The 14,588-nt window shown below is 70.5% G+C and carries 13 protein-coding genes; 2 read left to right on the forward strand and 11 right to left on the reverse strand.

Features of this window, described 5'->3' with window-relative positions:
• Position 1 precedes the first annotated feature (1 nt).
• From R2B38_RS42325 to R2B38_RS42345, 5 genes are all read right to left on the reverse strand, one after another.
• The gene (locus R2B38_RS42325; protein WP_033279770.1) at positions 2-523 is read right to left on the reverse strand and encodes an MSMEG_0572/Sll0783 family nitrogen starvation response protein; all 522 of its coding nucleotides are present in this window, start codon (positions 521-523) and stop codon (positions 2-4) included.
• Between the two features lie 41 nt (positions 524-564).
• Complete coding sequence (locus R2B38_RS42330; protein ID WP_318021111.1) at positions 565-1,380, reverse strand: amidohydrolase family protein; 816 nt, start codon at positions 1,378-1,380, stop codon at positions 565-567.
• Positions 1,381-1,402: 22 nt separating this feature from the next.
• Positions 1,403-2,719, reverse strand: coding sequence for an MSMEG_0569 family flavin-dependent oxidoreductase (locus R2B38_RS42335; RefSeq protein ID WP_318021112.1), 1,317 nt, complete (start codon positions 2,717-2,719; stop codon positions 1,403-1,405).
• Positions 2,716-3,021 (reverse strand): MSMEG_0570 family nitrogen starvation response protein, encoded by a 306-nt coding sequence (locus R2B38_RS42340; RefSeq protein ID WP_318021113.1) that lies wholly within the window; start codon positions 3,019-3,021, stop codon positions 2,716-2,718. The genes R2B38_RS42335 and R2B38_RS42340 overlap by 4 nt, the downstream gene beginning before the upstream one ends.
• Positions 3,022-3,165: 144 nt before the next feature.
• The gene (locus tag R2B38_RS42345) at positions 3,166-3,657 is read right to left on the reverse strand and encodes a hypothetical protein (RefSeq protein ID WP_318021114.1); all 492 of its coding nucleotides are present in this window, start codon (positions 3,655-3,657) and stop codon (positions 3,166-3,168) included.
• A gap of 195 nt (positions 3,658-3,852) precedes the next feature.
• Between R2B38_RS42345 and R2B38_RS42350 the strand changes: the two genes are divergently transcribed.
• On the forward strand, positions 3,853-5,994 hold the full coding sequence (locus R2B38_RS42350) for an MMPL family transporter (protein WP_318021115.1): 2,142 nt from the start codon (positions 3,853-3,855) through the stop codon (positions 5,992-5,994).
• Here the strand turns inward: R2B38_RS42350 and R2B38_RS42355 are convergent.
• Genes R2B38_RS42355 through R2B38_RS42370 form a run of 4 tightly spaced genes read right to left on the reverse strand, consistent with a single transcriptional unit; the run spans position 5,980 to position 9,760 of the window.
• Positions 5,980-7,275, reverse strand: coding sequence for an NAD(P)/FAD-dependent oxidoreductase (locus R2B38_RS42355; protein ID WP_318021116.1), 1,296 nt, complete (start codon positions 7,273-7,275; stop codon positions 5,980-5,982). The two genes, R2B38_RS42350 and R2B38_RS42355, sit on opposite strands and share 15 nt — an antisense overlap.
• Entirely contained in the window at positions 7,272-8,066 is a 795-nt protein-coding gene (locus R2B38_RS42360) for an amino acid ABC transporter ATP-binding protein (protein ID WP_318021117.1), read from the reverse strand. Before R2B38_RS42360 ends, R2B38_RS42355 begins: the two co-directional genes overlap by 4 nt.
• Positions 8,063-8,818: an amino acid ABC transporter permease gene (locus R2B38_RS42365; RefSeq protein ID WP_318021118.1), complete on the reverse strand. Its 756-nt coding sequence runs from the start codon at positions 8,816-8,818 to the stop codon at positions 8,063-8,065. Before R2B38_RS42365 ends, R2B38_RS42360 begins: the two co-directional genes overlap by 4 nt.
• Before the next feature lie 9 nt (positions 8,819-8,827).
• Positions 8,828-9,760: a transporter substrate-binding domain-containing protein gene (locus tag R2B38_RS42370; RefSeq protein ID WP_318021930.1), complete on the reverse strand. Its 933-nt coding sequence runs from the start codon at positions 9,758-9,760 to the stop codon at positions 8,828-8,830.
• A 213-nt stretch (positions 9,761-9,973) separates the two neighbouring features.
• Here R2B38_RS42370 and R2B38_RS42375 point away from each other — a divergent pair, with 213 nt between their 5' ends.
• Positions 9,974-11,164 carry a CdaR family transcriptional regulator gene (locus R2B38_RS42375; protein WP_318021119.1) on the forward strand — a complete coding sequence of 397 codons (1,191 nt, stop codon included), beginning with the start codon at positions 9,974-9,976 and terminating at the stop codon, positions 11,162-11,164.
• A gap of 3 nt (positions 11,165-11,167) precedes the next feature.
• On the opposite strand, the gene pepN is transcribed toward R2B38_RS42375, so the two are convergent.
• Both pepN and R2B38_RS42385 read right to left on the reverse strand, forming a co-directional pair.
• Entirely contained in the window at positions 11,168-13,603 is a 2,436-nt protein-coding gene (gene pepN / locus R2B38_RS42380; protein WP_318021120.1) for an aminopeptidase N, read from the reverse strand.
• A 211-nt stretch (positions 13,604-13,814) separates the two neighbouring features.
• Positions 13,815-14,564: an IclR family transcriptional regulator gene (locus R2B38_RS42385; protein ID WP_234444369.1), complete on the reverse strand. Its 750-nt coding sequence runs from the start codon at positions 14,562-14,564 to the stop codon at positions 13,815-13,817.
• Between the last annotated feature and the right edge of the window lie 24 nt (positions 14,565-14,588).

The raw sequence follows: 14,588 nt of genomic DNA on the forward strand, positions 1-14,588 counted from the left end.
CTTACAGCTGGTAGGTGGAGTTGATGATGGCGCCCTTGCGCGCGTAGTGGATCAGCGCGTCCTGGACGTCCAGTGGGTGCGTCGGGATGACGCCCTCGATGAGGTCCTCCTCGCGGGCGCCGTGCAGGGACAGACCGAAGCGGCAGCAGAACACCTTGCCGCCCTCGGCGATGAACGTCTTGAGCTGGTTGTTGATGTTGTGCTCGCCGGGGAAGGCCGAGTTGCCGGTGGTCGGGAAGCCGCGCGTGGCAAGGCAGTTGAGGGAGCCGGGGCCGTAGAAGTAGATGGCCGTCTCGAAGCCCTTGCGCAGGGCGCGGGTCGCCTGGAGGACGGCGACGAAGGAGACCGACGACTCGTGGGCGATGCCGTGGACGAGCGTGAAGTACGTCTCGCCGTCCTCCGCCTTGTAGTCGGGGAACACCTTCGTGGCGCCGTAGATGCTGGTGCCGTCCGGGAGGGACGGGTGGGGGATCTCGTTGAGGGACTGCTGCTCGATCTCGCTGAGTTCGACGGTTTCGGACATGGCTGTCTCCTTGTGCGTACCGGACTTGAGAGGGGAGTCGGTCAGTCGTAGAGCGCGGCGAAGGTGTCCCGGAAGACCAGGTCGCCGAGTTGGCCGCCGCCGGTCGCTTCGGCGAGGCGGGCGTACTCGCCCGTGAAGTCGCCCCACGGCTGGTCGCTGGCGAAGAGCACCCGGTCGTGGCCGATACCGCGGCGCTCGATCTCCCGGGCCAGCCAGCGGGGAGTGAAACCGATGGCCCAGGAGAGGTCGGTGTAGACGTGCTTGCCGGCGGTGATCCAGTCGAAGAACCGGGAACCGGCGAGCTTGATGTGGCCGCTCATCCCGCCGCCGAAGTGCACGAGATGGACGGGGACTTGATCGGCGTACCAGTCGACCAGGTGGCCGACCTCGTCGATGTCGGAGGCGGCGCCGGGGGAGGTGTGGACGTGGACGATCAGGTTGTGGCGGGCCGCCTCGGCGAAGATGCGGTCCAGGTGGGGGCGGCAGGCCGGGGCGGTCGGACGGCCGCCGAGGAGGAAGCTCAGCTTGAGCGCCTTCACGCCCCGTTCGCCCGCCAACTCCAGTGCCTGGGTGGTGCGTTGCTCGTCCTCGGGGCGCGGGGAGACCCACAGCCCGGCGCGTATACGGTCGTCGGTCTGGGCGGCCTCTATCACCAACTCGTTGAAGGAGAAGGCGATCGCGGGGTCCGGGACGCCGTAGTTCGGGATGACCAGGGCGCGTTCGGTGCCCTCGGCGTCCAGGTCGGCGATGAGCTGCTTGACGGTGGCGCGGGCGGTGGTGTCGGGGTTGACCGGCGGGCCGCCGTAGAAGGGGTAGGCGGGGAGGACGCCGATGTGGCGGTGTGCGTCGTAGACCATGGCGATGAGTCCTCAGGCTTCCTCAGCCGATCGGGAGGGCGGAGGCGAGGTCGGTGGGCGCGCCGGTGAGGGTGCCGCAGACGTCGGCCAGGCGGCGGGATGCCTCGATGTGGTTCGCGAGGAACTCCGCGTCTCTGCCCACCGCTTCGAAGCGTCCCGAGCCCCACGAGTGCTGCCAGGGCAGGCCGAGGAAGTACAGGCCGGGGACGCTGGTGGCGCCCCGCCAGTGCATCGGGTAGCCGCGGCCGTCGAAGACCGGGGCCTCTATCCAGCGGTGGTCGCGGTGGAACCCGGTGGACCAGACGACGGACGTGATGTCGGCCTGGGCCAGGTCGAGTTCGCGGGGCTGGTCGTCCGGTTCCCACACGGGGATGTAGCGGGGCTCGTCCGGTGCCGCGATGTTATGGGCGGTGATGTGGGCGTCGATGGCGTCCTTGATGCTCTCCGCCACGGCGTCCGCGTGGTCGAGGTTCACCTTGAGGTCGTCGGCGAACTCCAGTGCCGTACCGGTGACTTCGGTGAGTCGGCCGTACAGGCGCATGCCGTCGCGGGCGAAGGCGCGCAGGTCGATGTCGCGGCCTCCGTCGCGGCCGGTGACGTAGTGGTTGACGCGCATCCGGACCGCGCCGGCGTCGTCGAAGTCGTCGATGCTCTTCGCGTAGTGGCCCATCTCGTCGAGCCACGCCACACAGTCACGGCCGCGGTAGAAGCGGGCCACGCGGGGGGCGCTGCCGACGGCGAGGTGTACCTGGCGTCCGGCGAGGTGTAGATCCTCGGCTATCTGGCAGCCGGACTGGCCGGTGCCGACCACCAGGACGGCGCCCGGGGGGAGTTGGGCGGCGTTGCGGTACCGGGAGGAGTGGACCTGGGTCACGGAGTCCGGCAGGCGCTGGGCCATCGGAGGGAGGGACGGGGTGTGGTACGGGCCGGTCGCTATCACCACCTGGTCGGCGGTGAAGTCGCCCTCGGTGGTGGCGAGTTCGAAGACTCCGCTCGGTGAGCGGCGCAGCCTGGTGACCGTCACGCCCTCGACGAGCGGCGGTCGGAAGTGGGCGACGTAGCCCTCCAGGTACCGGACGATGTCGTCGCGGACCATGAAGCCGTCGGGGTCGTCGCCCTGGTAGGGGTAACCGGGCAGCTTGCACTGCCAGTTGGGGGTCACCAGGCAGAAGGAGTCCCAGCGGCGCTCGCGCCACTCGTGTCCGACCCGGTGGGCCTCGATCACGACATGGTCGATGCCGCGCTCGCGGAGTTCGTGGCTGACGGAGAGGCCCGCCTGGCCGCCGCCCACCACGGCCACCGAGTAGTGCGCGCCGGCCAGCCGTACCGTCGGGCTCATCGCGGGCTCCCGTCGGCGCCGGTGAGGGACTCGACCGTGACCTTGGCGTCGGTGACGTCGCCGTATGACGCGGCCGTCCGCTCTATCAGGGCGAGTTGGCCGGAGGCGCCGGTGCAGTGGAAGCCGAACTTCTCCCGTACCCGCTCCCCGGCGATACCGAGCGCCGTACGGCTGCGCTCGACGAATTCGGCGAGCTCGTATTCGGAGCCCGGGGTGAAGTAGTCCTCGACTATCGTGGAGGGGGAATAGCAGCGCTGGGTCAGTCCGTCGGGCCAGCGCACATCGAAATACATCTCGGGCATGACATCCTCCATGCCGTGCGCCGAGGTCTTGCCACCTCGCCGCTCTCCATGGCGACAAACTTCAGCCCTGCGGATTTCCGAACGAAGTCATCGGGAACAAAGGGGAGTTGCGAAAACCTCACCGCGGCTCGGGGGTGATGTCAGCTATTTGTCATCGCCCGTTGACGTTTCGGCGGACGGCCAATGGGCGAGCGAGATCATCCCCATCACCCGGCGTATCAGGTAGAAGGCCAGGGGCAGTTCGACGAACAGTGCCAGCGCCGCCGACCACCAGACCTCCGACGTGCCGAAGGCGAGGGACACGTCGAACCACGCGTCGCAGATCAGCAGGACCGACGTGGTGAGCGCAGCGAGGATGACGGCGCGGTTCCGGCGCCAGCCGAGCAGCGCGGTGGACGCCATCGCGACCACGAGCAGGACGTCGAAGCCGACCCAGGTCAGGCGCCACTGGTGCACCTCGTACCCGGACGGCAGCGTCACCGCCAGGAGGACCGTCCACGGGATCAGTCCCACGGCGCAGACGGTGAGCAGCTCCAAGGTGTGACGCCGGTGCCGGCGTACCCGCTCCAGCACGTCGGGCGTCGGGGTGGGGGCCTCGACCCGGTTGCGGGTGTCGGCGTTTATCGCGTCGCTCACCTCGACTGCTCCGTTCTCAGACGTCCGATGGTGATCCAGTAGGGCAACGCCTCCTTCGGCGTCATTTCTTCCCGAGGGCGGCGGGTGCGGATTCCGCCCCTCCGGATCCCCTCAAATCGTATGGATCTCCCCAATAGCGGAGGAAGGGAGCGGCGGACTAGACTCGCGCAACCAACGATCCGGGGAAGGTCCGGCATGCGACGGTGGGCGGAATTCGTTCTTCGGCATCGCAAGGCGGTAGTCGCGTTCTGGGGTCTGGTGCTGATTGCCGGCATCCTGCTGGCAGGTCGCACCACGGACCGGCTGACGATCGACTTCTCCCTGCCCGGCCAGCCCGGCACCGTGACCGCGCACAAGATCGAGGACGCCTTCGGCAGCGGCGGCGACACCAACCCCTATCTGGTCGCGGTCACCCTGCCGGCCGGGCAGACGATCACCGGTCACGAGACGGACGTCGGGAAGGTCTTCACGGCCGTCGGCACGGCGGTACCGGGCGTGCGGGTGATCGACGAGGCGAACACCGGGGACAAGGCCTTCCGGACGAAGGACGACCGCACCGCGTACGCGCTGGTCTTCTACCGGTTCAACCCGTCACCCAGCCAGAAACCGCTCACCGATCCGATCCACGCGGCGGCCGAGAAGGCCATGCCCGCCGGCGCGGTGATCGGCGTGACCGGCGAGGACCCGCTGGCCTCCGGCGGCGACGATGGGGGCGGACCCGGAGTGCTCGGCGAGACGCTCCTCGGCGCCGTCGGCGCACTCGCCGTCCTCGCCTTCGTGTTCGCCTCCTTCCTGGCCCTGCTGCCGCTGCTCGTGGCCGCGGTGTCGATCCTCGCGACCTTCGTGATGCTGCTGCCGCTCACCTACGCCACCGACGTGTCGTTCATCGTGCAGTTCCTGGTCGCCCTGATCGGGCTGGGTGTGGCGATCGACTACTCGCTGCTGTTCGTCACCCGCTGGCGCGAGGAACGCGACCGCGGCCGGGAGAACCACGAGGCGGTCGTGGTCGCGATGGAGCACGCCGGGCACGCGATCGTGTTCAGCGGCGTCACGGTCGCCATCGGCCTGCTCTCCCTGGTCGTGCTGCCGGTCCCGTTCCTGCGCAGCATGGGCTACGGCGGCGCGCTCATCCCGCTCGCGAGCGTGCTGACGACGCTCACCCTGACCCCCGCGATCCTGGGAGGCATCGGCCCGAAGGTGGACTGGCCCAAGATCCGGCACGAGAACCGGGCGAGCCGCTTCTGGAGCCGCTGGACCGCCGCCGTCGTACGGCGCCGGTGGATCGCGGCCGGCGCCGCGCTGGCCGCGCTCGCAGTCCTCGTCGGCGTCTTCCTCGGCATCAAGATCGGCCTCGCCTCCTCGGAGTCGCTGGCCAAGAGCGGCCCCGCGTACGAGACCCTGCAGACCCTGGAGCGCGGTGGCGTCCCGACCGGTGCGCTGACCCCGATGGAGGTCCTGGTCAGCACCGACCGGGCGAAACCCGTCGCCGCCGAGCTGGCCAAGGTCGACGGGGTGACCAGTGTGCTCGTGCCGACCGGGCCCGCGGGCAACCGCGGCGGACAGAGCATCGTCGTCGTGATCCCGGACACCGAGACGGTGAACTCGAAGAGCGTCGACGTGGTCCGACGGGTCAAGACCGTCACCGAGCACCTGCCCGGAGTCGTCGGTGTCGCGGGTGTCGGCGCGGCGCAGATCGACTTCCTGCACGCCGTCTACGGCAACTTCCCGCTGATGCTCACCATCATCGCGCTGCTGACGTACGTCCTGCTCGTGCGCGCCTTCCGCTCCCTGCTGCTGCCGCTGAAGGCGGTGCTGCTCAACCTGATCTCACTGGCGGCGACCCTGGGCCTGATGGTGCTGTTCTGGCAGGACGGCCACGGCTCGAACACGCTCTTCGGGATCGCCGCGACCGGGGCCGTCACGTTCTGGATCCCGATCATGATCTTCGCGTTCCTGTTCGGACTGTCCATGGACTACGAGGTGTTCATCCTCTCCCGCATCCGGGAGGAGTACGACGCCGGACTCTCCACCGACGACGCGGTCGTCGAGGGCATCGGCCGCACCGGCCGGCTCGTCACCAGCGCCGCACTCATCCTCTTCCTCGCCTTCGCCGCGCTGGCGTCGGGACCGGGCACCGACCTCAAGACGCTGGCGACCGGCCTGGGCATCGGCATCCTGCTCGACGCGACCGTCGTGCGGATGCTGCTCGTTCCCTCCCTCGTCTCTCTCTTCGGCGGCTGGAACTGGCACCTGCCCGCCTGGGCGGCCCGCCCGCTGCGGGTGGCGCCGTCCAGTCCGCACCCGGAACGCAGCGGGACGAAGTCACCTGCCGGCTGAACCCCCGCTCCAGGGCGCCCTGTTGAAGCGGAACGGCATGAGGGCGTCGGGTCGGCGACCGGTACGGACGTAGTCGGCGAGGGTACGGCCGGTGACCGGGCCCAGCGTGACCCCGAGCATGCCGTGCCCGGTCGCCGCGAACGCGTTGTCGTGCCCGGGGACGCGGTCGATGACCGGGAGCCCGTCGGGGAGGAAGGGCCGGCCGCCCACCCACGGGTCCCGGATCAGGCTCACCAGGTCGTCGGGGTCGTCGAACCAGCGGCCCAGATAGTGCCGGCTGGCGAGCGCGACGGCGACGATACGACGCCAGTCGAGGCGGTTGTTGTTGCCGCTCAGCTCCATCGTGCCGCCGATGCGGGTGGTGGCCCCGATCGGCGAGGCGACGGCCCTGCGCTCACCGAAATACAAGGTGTGCCGGGGCGCCGGATCCAGGTCGACCGAGAAGCTGTAACCCTTCCCCGCCTGCAACGGCAGGGGATGTCCCAGCGAGCCGAGCAGGTCCGACGAGCGCATGCCGGCCGCGATGACGGCGGCCGAGCAGGGGATCTCGCCGGTCGCGGTGCGCAGCGCGGTGACGCGGTCGCCCTCGGTGCGGAACCCGGTGGCGTCCGTGTTCTCGTGGATCTTCACGCCGGACGCGGCTAGCGCCTCGCCCAGCGCGCGGGCGAACGCCTCCGGATCGACCACGCCCTCGCCCTCGACCAGATAGGCGGCGCGGACCCGGTCGGACAGCGCCGGGTCGAGGAGGCGGGCATCGTCGCCCGTGACCACGTCGTCGGGCAGCGGGTAGCGGCCGTGCGCCATCTGCCGCTGGACGGCGAGGTGGTGGCGGGCCTCGGCGGGGGAGAGGAACGCGTGCACCATGCCGGGCCGGGTGAGGCTGGTCTCGACCCCGGCCTCGCGCAATCCGTCGAAGAGATCGAACGTGGTGCGGTTCAGCTCGGCGATCGCGGTGTAGCCGCGCCGGAACGCGGCCGGTGTGCTGCTGCGCCAGAACCGCCACAGCCACCGTACGAACGCCGGATCGGGCAGCGGCCGTAGATACAGGGGTGAGTCCGGGCGGCCCAGGGAGCGGAGCGCGTAGCGCACCACGCCGGGGGCCGGGACCGGCGTCGAATGGCTGAGGCAGACCCAGCCCGCGTTGCCCCGGGACGCACCGGAACCCAGCGCGCGCCGCTCGACCACCTCCACCTCCAGGCCGGCCTCCGCCAGGTAGTAGGCGGTGCACAGGCCCACGACACCGCCGCCGACCACGACGACGGGACCGCCGTGCCCGGTCATGAGGCCGACCCGTAGGCGGCCAAGAACGCGCGGGTGCGGGCCTGTTGGGGGTCGTCGATGACCTGTTGAGGTCGGCCCTCCTCCACGATGCGGCCGCCGTCGACGAAGACGACGTGGTCCGACACCTCGCGGGCGAAGGGGAGTTCATGGGTGACCAGCAGCATCGTCATGCCGTCGGCGGCCAGTTCGCGCATCACGCTGAGCACCTCGCGGGTGGCCTCCGGGTCGAGGGACGAGGTGGGTTCGTCGAAGAGCAGCACCTCGGGCCGGAGCGCCAACGCGCGGGCGATGGCGACGCGTTGCTGCTCGCCGCCGGAGAGCCGGTCGGGCAGGGCGAGGCCGCGATGGGCCACCCCGACCCGGCGCAGCAGGGTGACGGCGCGCTCCAGGGCCTCCAACTCCGGGACACCCGCCTTCCGTTGGGCTACGACGACGTTCTCCACGGCTGTGAGATGGGGGAAGAGGTTGAAGCGCTGGAAGACCATGCCGACCGTGCGGCGCAGTGCGGGCAGGTCGCGGCAGACGATGCGGCCGTCGTGGTGCACCACCTGCCCGGCGACCTCCACCGTGCCCCGGTCGGGCCGCTCCAGCAGGTTCACGCAGCGCATCAGCGTCGTCTTGCCGCCGCCGCTCTGCCCGATGACGCTGACGATCCGGCCGCGGTCGACCTCGAGACTCACGTCGTCGAGCACGAGCCGCCCGTCGAAGGACTTGCTCAGCCCCTCGATCCGAACGATCGCCTCCGCAGGGGCAGTTGGGGCGGACTTCGCCGTGGTGACGGGCTCGGTCATACGGCCGCCTCCTTCAGGTCGGCTCCCGTGCCGAGCTCGGCGGCGAGCAGCGCCCGCGCCGTACGCACCCGGCGCCGTCGCCAGGGGGACAGCGGGACGCCCGCGCGCACCTTGCGCTCCAGCAGTAGGAGGAGTTGGGAGAGCGGGTAGCACAGGGCGAAGTAGATGGCCGAGATGACCAGGTACACCTCCAGCGCCCGGAAGGTGGCGGAGGTGATGAGCCGTCCCTCCGACATCAGCTCGGCGGCGGACACGGTGACCAGGAGCGAGGTGGACTTCAGCAGGTCGACCAGCATGGTGTTGGTACCGGCCAGCGCCTGCCGGACCGCCTGCGGCAGCACGATGTGGACGAAGATGCCCACCTTCCCGATGCCCAACGCCTCACCGGCCTCGGTCTGCCCGTCGTGCACCCCGCTGATCGCGGACCGGAAGATCTCGGACAGATACGCGGCGTAGAAGACGACGAGGCTGAGGCACCCGGCGGTGAACACGTCCAGCCGGATGCCCGCCGAGGCCAGGCCGAAGTAGGTCAGGAAGATGATGGCGAGGAGCGGGATGTTCTTGAAGAGCTCCGTGTAGACGGCTGCGAGGGCACGCGCGGGCCATGCCTTGCTGAGTCGCAGCAGTGCCACGACCAGACCCAGCAGCACCGCTCCGACGAAGCTGACCACCGTGTACGAGACCGTGCGCCACAGCGCGTCGATCAGGTCGGAACGGTAGTCGGACCAGGGGACTTGGAAGAGACCCGACATGTCAGCTCCTCACTTCCCGATGGACGGCGGAGTCCAGTCGCTCGGCCGGTCCACACCGCGCCGGGCGGTCGCGACGTCGGCGGCGGGCTTCAGGAACTGCTCAGGATCTCCGCCGTACTTGGTGACGGGCTTCGCCAACTCGCCGTTCTTGTACATCGCGTCGATCTGCGCGGAGATCGCCTGCTCCAACTTCGTTGCCTTCTTGGGAAGATAGAAGCCCGTCTGGTACGGCTCGAAGTACTGCAGGGCCGGCTTCGCCTTCACCTCGGCGGCGGTCGGCGGGGTCAGGTACTCGGTGGCGATCTTCAGGTCCGGGCGCTGCTTCTGCGCCGCGATGATGATGAGCGGGTCCAGGAAGCCGACGTCGATCCGGCCGGCGCCGAGGTCGTCGAAGACGCCGTTGGCGTCCGGGTAGGCGTGCAGCTTGGCGCCGGGCACGGCCTGGATTGACTTGACCCAGACATAGCCGTCGACCGTGCCGAGGCTGCGGCCCTTGAGGTCGGCCACCGTCTTGTAGGTCTTGCCGCTGCGGACCGCCATCGCCGGGGGCGAGTAGTACGGCGGGTCGGTGAACAGCCCCTGTTTCTGCCGGTCGGCGGACCAGGCGACACCGCCGACGGTGATGTCCACGCGGCGGGACTGGACTCCGGCGAGCATGCCCGCGAAGTCCGTTACCTGGGGCTTGATCTCCAGGCCCAGCTTCTTGGCCACGTAGGTGAGGATGTCGCCGTCGAGGCCGACGATCTTCCCACCCCGCTCGGTGGTGTAGGGCGCGTACGGCTGGACGGCCACTTTCAGGACGCCGGGCGTGAGCGTGCCCAGGGCGGCGGTCTTCGCGGAGACGTTCTTCGGGGCGTCGTCGCCCCCGGAACCACAGGCGGCGACGGTGGACAACATCAGCGTCGCGGACAACGCGACGGCGAGCGAGCGCACACGGATCATCGGCACGGGCCTTCCGTATCGGCACTGAGGGATCGGCACTGGAGGGACCCGCCGTTCACCGCGCTGTGCCCTCGGCGGGAAGTGATTGGGCCCAAACGCTAGGCATCAACGCGCCGCACGTCATCGTCCACTTCGTACGAAGTTGTGGCCGGATTCATACGGTCCCCTGTACGGTGCGTCCAATCCGGCTCGCCCGCGACGGGAGGAAAGCCCGTGCTCAGCCCGTCACTCGCCCAGGAGATCGCCGGGGACACCTCTGCCGTCATCGGCTTCAACGTGCTGATCACGGATGCGGAGGGCATCGTCATCGGCAGCGGGGACAGCAGCCGTGTCGGCAGTTTCCACGAGGCGTCCGTCGACGTCGTCCGTACGAAGGAACCAGCCACGCACAGCGCCTCCCAGGCGCAGCAACTGCGCGGCGTACGACCGGGGGTGACCCTCCCGCTGATCACCAACGGGCAGGCCGTGGGCACGGTCGGCATCACCGGTACCCCCGCGCAGGTCCGCCGCTTCGGACTCCTCGTCAAACGCCAGACGGAGATCCTGCTCCGGGAGTCCGTGATGCTGCGCTCCCGGCTGCTCGCCGAACGGGCCGCCGAGAAACTCCTCACCGACATCGCGTCCTACGACCCCCAGGTCGTCGAGGGCGATTTCCTCGTGTTCCGCGCCGCCGAACTCGGCTTCGACCTGCGCCTACGACGGGTCGCCGTCGCCTTCGAGGTGAGCGTGCCCCACCCGGCGCCCCGCCGCCAGGGCGGCACCCAGACCCGGGACATGGCCCTGGTCCGCTCCGAACTGCTGCGCACCGTGGGGGAGATCTTCGCCGACCCCCAGGACATCGTCGCCGCCACCGCACCCGGCTGGATCGGCGTCCTGCACCGGCTCCCCGCCGGATGCTCCACGCCCTCCCTCGTCGCCGACTGCCGGCGGGTCACCGATCTCATCGCCGCCCAGGACGGGCTCGTCGCCCGTGCCGGGATCGGTGAACCGGCCCTGTCCGTCGGCGGGTTGCACGATTCCTACCAGGACGCGTGCGACGCGCTGCGGCTCGGTGCGCGCTTCGCCGAGGCCGCACCCGTCCATCTGATCACCGACCTGCGGGTCCACCAGGTGGTGACGGCGGTGAGCCAGGCGGCCCGCAACCGCCTGCTGGACCTCACCGCCACCGAACTGCGCGCCCAGCCGGACTGGCCCGCCCTCCGCGACACGGTGACCGCCTGGTGCGAGAGCGGGTTCAACCTCGTCCGTACCGCCGAGGCTCTGCACATCCACCGGAACACCGTCGTCTACCGGATGAACAAGATCGAGCAGATCACCGGCCGCCCCCTGCGGGAGTACCGGACGGCCATGGCCCTCTATCTCGCGTGCCTGGCCGACCGGTTGGGCGGTGGAACGGTCAGCTGAGCCTCAGGCCGACGTGCCCCGGGCGCGGAGCATCCGGCTCACTTCGTCCGAGCGTTCCAGGAGCGTGAGGCGGACCACTGGAACCGCCTCACCGGAAGCCTCACGGGCCCGCTCGATGTATGCCGGGCCGATGCCGTGCAGCGGGAAGAGGCGGTGCGTGTAGCTCATCGCCAGGATCATTCCGCCCTGGTGCAGCTTCGGGACCGCCTCCAAGTAGCGCTCGGCGTAGGGCGCCAGCAGTTCGTCCTGGCCAGGGCGCCAGAAGGCCGCCGCCACCAGGCCGAACGAGGTGATGGGGACCGTACGGTCCTCGACCAGCTGCTGCCAGACCTCCGCCTTCGTCGCCGCGTCGGGCAGCGCGGCCCGCACGGTGAGGGCGCGGAGCCAGGCGTCGGGATCCGGGTCGCGGGTGAGCAGACGGTCGGACTCCGCCGTGATGTCGCCGCCCAGTTCCGCCTCGCGGATCAGCGCGCGCCAGTGCAGGTCGACGTCGTCACCGGCCTGTTGGCGCAGCCAGGCGAGATCGTCCGCGGTCGTCGCGGTACGGGCAAGCCCGCGCAGCGCGACCTGACGGCGGCCGGGGTCTTTGGCGAGGTCGCGGCAGGCCGCGGCCACCGCTGCCGACAACTCGACGCGCTCGGCGGGCGGCGCCCAGAGCTCCGCCACGTTCGCCGCGAGGGTCAGATACGGCTCGATCACCGCGTCGGACGTCTCGGCCGCCAGCACCGAGGTGAGGCACCGCCCGGCCTCCGCCGCCGTGGCCTCGCCGGTCGTCAGCATGTCCCACACGGTGGCCGCGGCCACGCCCCGGGAGATGGCCGTCGGCAACTGCGCCGCCGTACGGAAGAGGGCGTCCCTGGTCGTGGGGTCCGGGCGGGTCGTCGCGAAGGTCAGGTCGTCGTCGTTGATCAACAGGACGTCGGCGGTGGGCGGGAGGCCGGTGACGGTGGTGCGGGGCTCCGTCACCTCGACCCGTACCAGCGCCCGGCGCTCCAGCGCGTCGCCGTTCCGGTCGTAGGCGCCCACCGCCAGGACCTGCGGACGCGGATCGGCGGCGGCCACCAGCGTGACCGTGTCGCCGTCGCGTTCCAGGGTGAAGCGGTCGGTGCCCGCGGTCTCCAGCCACGCGGTGCGCCAGGTGCCGAGGTCGCGGCCGCCGGCCTCGGACAGGGAGTCGATCAGGTCCTGGAGTGTGGTGTTTCCCCAGGCGTGACGGGCGAAGTAGGCGGCCATGCCGGTCCTGAAGTTGTCCTCGCCGACGTAGGTCTTGAGCTGCTGGAGGACGGACGCGCCCTTGGGGTACGTGATGTTGTCGAAGATCGACGCGGCCTGGGCGACGTCGTGGATGGGCTGGTGGATCGGGTGCGAGGCGGGGCCCTGGTCGGACAGGTACGCGCTGATCTTGCCGATCATCAGATGGCTCGCCCATGCGTCCGTGTGCCGGGTGGCGCGCTCGGCTGCCCAGTGGCAGGCGAACTCCGCGAACGCCTCGTTCAGCCACAGGTCGTCCCACCAGCGCATGGTGACGATGTTGCCGAACCACATGTGCGCCATCTCGTGCAGCAACACCCGTGCCAGCAGCCCGTGTTCGGCCGGGGTCGGCGCGGCCCGCCGCAGGAACGCGTCCGACCAGGTCACACAGCCGTAGTTCTCCATCGCCCCGCCGAACTCGGGCATGAACACCTGGTCGTAGCGGCGCTGCGGGAACGGCATCGCGAAGGCCTCGGCGTAGAAGGCGAGGCCCTGGCGGGTGAGGGTGAAGATCTCGTCGGCGTCGCGGTCGAGGACCTCGGCGAGTGAACGGCGGGAGTACAGGCCCAGGTTGTGGCCGTCGGCCTCGCGGCGGACCTCGTGGAAGGGGCCCGCGTTGATGACGGTGTTGTACACGGACAGGGGCGGGGTGTCCGGGAAGGTCCAGCGGCGGGCCCCGCTCAGCTCCTCTGTCCGTGCGTCACCGGAGTTGCTGGTGACGGTCCAGGCGGACGGCGCCGTGACGGTGAAGGCGTGCGGGGCCTTGAGGTCCGGCTGGTCGAAGCAGGCCCAGACGAAGCGGGCCTCGTCCGGTTCGAAGCTCATCCACACGTAGACCTCGCCGTCGGCGGGGTCCGTCGCCTTGTGCACGCCCTCGCCGGCCGTGGTGTCGGCCTGGACGCTCTCCACCCGCAGCACGTTGTGCTCGGCGAGGGCGGGGAGTTGGATCCGCCCGTCCTCGGCGGGGGCGAGTTCGACCCCGTTGAGTGTCGCGTTCAGTACCCGTGCCGCACAGTCCACGAAGGTCTCCGCGCCCGGCTCGCGACAGGTGAACGCCACGGTGGAGACGGAGCGGACCTCCGGCCCGTCGGGCAGCGCGGTCAGATCGACGTCCACGTCGTACCGCTCGACCGCGATCAGTTCGGCCCGGCGCTCGGCCTCGGTGCGGGTCAGGCTTCGGATCCCCATGTGTCCTCCCTGGTCAGACAGCGGCCGTCAGCGTACGACGGTGACCGATGGGGAGCGCAGGGGTTTTCGGGGGTGTCGACCTCGGCCCCCGTCCTGTGCCGGGCGAAGACAAAGACGGGGTCGGCGGCGCGGCCGGCGCTCGTCCCCGCCCGACCGCCGTACCGCACGACGCCGACCCCGTCGGCTCATCGCCCCCCGACTGCCCCGCCCCTCACCGCCCCCGCAGCCCCGCGCTGATCACCTGCCCCGTGCGACGCGCGGTCTCCGCGAGCCGTTCCAAGTGGTGGGCCGGGTCGGTGAGGACGCACAGGGCCGCGACGGGTGTGCCGCGCAGCCCCAGCAGGGGAACTGCCGCACAGCACACGCCCGTTACCACTTCCTCCCGGTCGAACGCGGCACCGCGCTCCCGTATCGCGTCGGCGTCCCGCGCCCAGGACGCGGGCAGCGGCCCCAGCAGCGGCACCGGTGCGGCCGTGGCCACCAGGACCTTGCCCGCCGCGGTGAACCACGGCCAGGTCATCCGGGTCCCCAGCGGATCGAGCCGGCGGGCGTCGGCGGGACACCACTCGACCATCAGCGTCTCGCCCTTCCACAGCACGGCGATGCCCACGGTCGTCCCCGTGACCTGAGCCAGCCGCCGCATCGGTTCCCGGGCGGCGGCGCGCAGCCGGGGATGCGGCTGCCACGCGCGCCCGAGGCGGAACATCCGCGGGCCGACCCGGTAACTCCCTCCGTTCCGCTCGACCGCGCCCAGGTCCGCCAGTTGTTCCAGCAGCCGGTACGCGGTCGTCTTGGGCAGCCCGCAGTCGGCCGCGAGCCTCGTCGGTCCCGCCTCCACGGCCCGCTCCACCGCCTCCAGCAGCGCGAAGGCGCCCTCCAGCACGCTCCTTCCGCCGGCGTTCCCCGTGGCGGCGGGTAAGGTCTCCGGCCGCCGTACCGGCACCCGTGTCCCAGGTGCCATCACTCCTTGTGTGATCACACGTCT

This window comes from Streptomyces sp. N50 (assembly GCF_033335955.1).
Lineage (GTDB): Bacteria > Actinomycetota > Actinomycetes > Streptomycetales > Streptomycetaceae > Streptomyces.